The organism is Microcoleus sp. D2_18a_D3, assembly GCF_036702455.1.
Classification (GTDB): Bacteria; Cyanobacteriota; Cyanobacteriia; order Cyanobacteriales; family Microcoleaceae; genus Microcoleus.
The window spans coordinates 1-2,603 of record NZ_JAUBTK010000190.1 but is presented as its reverse complement, the minus strand read 5'-3'; the positions used below and the strand labels follow the sequence as shown (position 1 = coordinate 2,603).

The 2,603-nt window shown below is 44.8% G+C and carries 1 protein-coding gene; it reads left to right on the top strand.

Annotated features, from left to right (window positions below; all coding sequences use genetic code 11):
- Nucleotides 1–689 precede the first annotated feature (689 nt).
- Nucleotides 690–2,444, top strand: coding sequence for a group II intron reverse transcriptase/maturase (ltrA, locus tag QUB06_RS34345; protein WP_333439278.1), 1,755 nt, complete (start codon nt 690–692; stop codon nt 2,442–2,444).
- Nucleotides 2,445–2,603: the final 159 nt, after the last annotated feature.

Genomic DNA, 2,603 nt, shown 5'->3' with positions numbered 1-2,603 from the left:
AACCGGGAAAGAAAGGATTTCCACGTTTCAAAAAGCATGAAACCCGCGATTCTGTTGAATACAAAACCTGTGGATGGGTGCGATTCGTTTCCTCGAAAAATGGAGATATAAAACTCAAAGTGTACGATGAGTAAGGGTTCAACCTCTCGTCTTGGTGGAAATAAAACCCTTAACAACTTAATGATCATGAGGGTGTAAGTCCCTCTCCATAAGCGCAATGGTTAAAGCGCTTCCCCCATGCTGAACAATTAGCAACTGTCAGGATGAAGCGGGGAAGTCAAATAGGGGTAAAGCAGTAGCCTAAACTGTCATCCCACCTTAGCAGGAATCTATGAGTAACGCAAGTGAAGATGCACCTGAACCATCGTTAAAGTTAACCAGTGAAATAAGGCTGATACACTGGGAGTCCCAAAAGGGCAAAGGTAGGGAATTGGCAACTCCAGCCGTGACCAATAAGCGCTTCCCTTAACCTCGGTGGATAGCATCACTCTAAAGATTCAACCAATGGTCATTAGGAACGAAGTAACTCTTATACATCTCTCAGAAAAAAGGTCGATACCTGAGTAGGTAGCTAGCTAAATGATGTATCAGAGAAGGATTGAATCAGAAGCCAATGCCTCACCTAACAGTGAGGATACGCTGACGGATTCACGATTGTTTGGAGGGAATAGGAACAAGTAGTAGTAAATATGTCTAATACAGAGTCAGAATTGGCGACTGTGGAATGGAAAGATATTCCTTGGCGTAAAGTCGAGCGAATAGTTTTTAAGCTACAAAAGCGCATATTCCAAGCCTCTCAACGTGGAGATGTTCGAGCAGTCCGCAAGCTTCAAAAGACCTTGATTAATTCTTGGTCGGCTAAGGTGTTAGCCGTGCGTCGGGTAACTCAGGATAACCAGGGCAAGAAAACCGCTGGAATAGATGGGGTTAAGAGTTTAACCCCTAAACAAAGGCTGGAACTTGTTAACCGACTGAGGTTAAACCAAAAGGCAAAACCAACTAGAAGGGTTTGGATTCCTAAGCCTGGAAGGGAGGAAAAACGCCCGTTAGGAATACCCATAATGCACGATAGGGCAACCCAAGCTCTAGTAAAAGCTGCCTTAGAGCCAGAATGGGAGGCAAAATTCGAGCCTAATAGCTACGGATTCCGACTCGGAAGGTCATGTCACGACGCAATCGGAGCAATCTTTAATGCGATTAGGTACAAGCCAAAATACGTGCTAGATGCCGACATTGCCCAATGCTTCGACCGAATTAGCCACGCTGCACTTCTCAGAAAACTGAATACATCCCCCACCATTCGTCGCCAAATACGGGCATGGTTAAAAGCAGGGGTAATTGACTGGAGCAATTATGCCAATAAGCAAAAAGCATACAGTCCTACTGAGGAAGGCACACCTCAAGGAGGAGTGATTAGTCCACTCCTAGCCAATATCGCGTTACATGGCATGGAAAACAGGATAAAGCAATATGTGGCTACCTTGCCCTGTAGACCAGGGTATGGGAAAAAGGTAAACCAAATGAGCCTCAGCCTCATACGCTATGCCGACGATTTCGTGATTATACACGAAGACCTTGCCATAGTCCAAAAGTGCCAGGAAATAATAGCAGAGTGGCTAAGTGACATTGGCTTGGAACTTAAGCCTAGTAAAACAAGAATATCCCACACACTGACTGAATACTCAGGAAATATTGGGTTTGACTTTCTTGGGTTCAATATTAGACAACACCCAGTAGGTAAATACCAAACTGGTAAATCCACCAACAAGGAACCACTAGGATTTAAGACCATAATCACCCCCTCAAAGAAAAGCGTGAAGGGACACTGTAAGAAAATAGCAACCATCATAAAAGAGCATAGTGCAGCCCCACAAGCAGCATTGATAGCCAGACTCAACCCAGTTATCAGGGGTTGGGGCAATTATTTCTCCACAGTCGCAAGTCAAGAAACGTTTGACAAGCTAAGTCACATCACCTTCAAGCAGCTTTGGGCATGGGCAAAACGTCGATGCAAAAAGGAAAGCAACGCCCGAAAATACTGGAGAGAAATCGAAGGAAGAAAATGGACGTTTGCCACACCTGATGGGCTAAAACTAGCTGAACACCCTGATACACAAATAAAAAGACACACAAAGGTGAAAGGCAGTCAAAGTCCCTACGACGGAGATTGGGTATACTGGAGTCAAAGATTAAGGAACTATCCTGAAATCCCAAAAACACTATCCGAACTGTTGAATAAACAAAAAGGTAGATGTTTGCACTGCGGTCTGTATTTCACGTCAGATAGCCTTGTGGAAATTCACCATTTGGACAAAAATCGCAAAAATAACAAGCGCACAAATCTGATGGCTATACACAGACACTGCCACGATATCTTACACGCCATGTGGGAACCTAAAGAATGGGAGATAAGAAGTGATGACTTCTATGAACCCATCCCCTAACCCAAACCTGGGCAAAGAGGTACACATGACAAGTGCCAAGCAATTGAGGAGCCGTGTGCGGGGAAACTCGCAAGCACGGTTTGTGCGGTTCGTTTCTATGAAACTAGCCTGTATGGGTTAGGGGATTAGAGCCTTTACGCCGCCTTGGGTGCAAGCCCT

Excerpts from the sequence above, each read along its gene's own strand:
- ltrA (WP_333439278.1), top strand. The coding sequence starts at position 690 with ATGTCTAATACAGAGTCAGAATTGGCGACTGTGGAATGGAAAGATATT.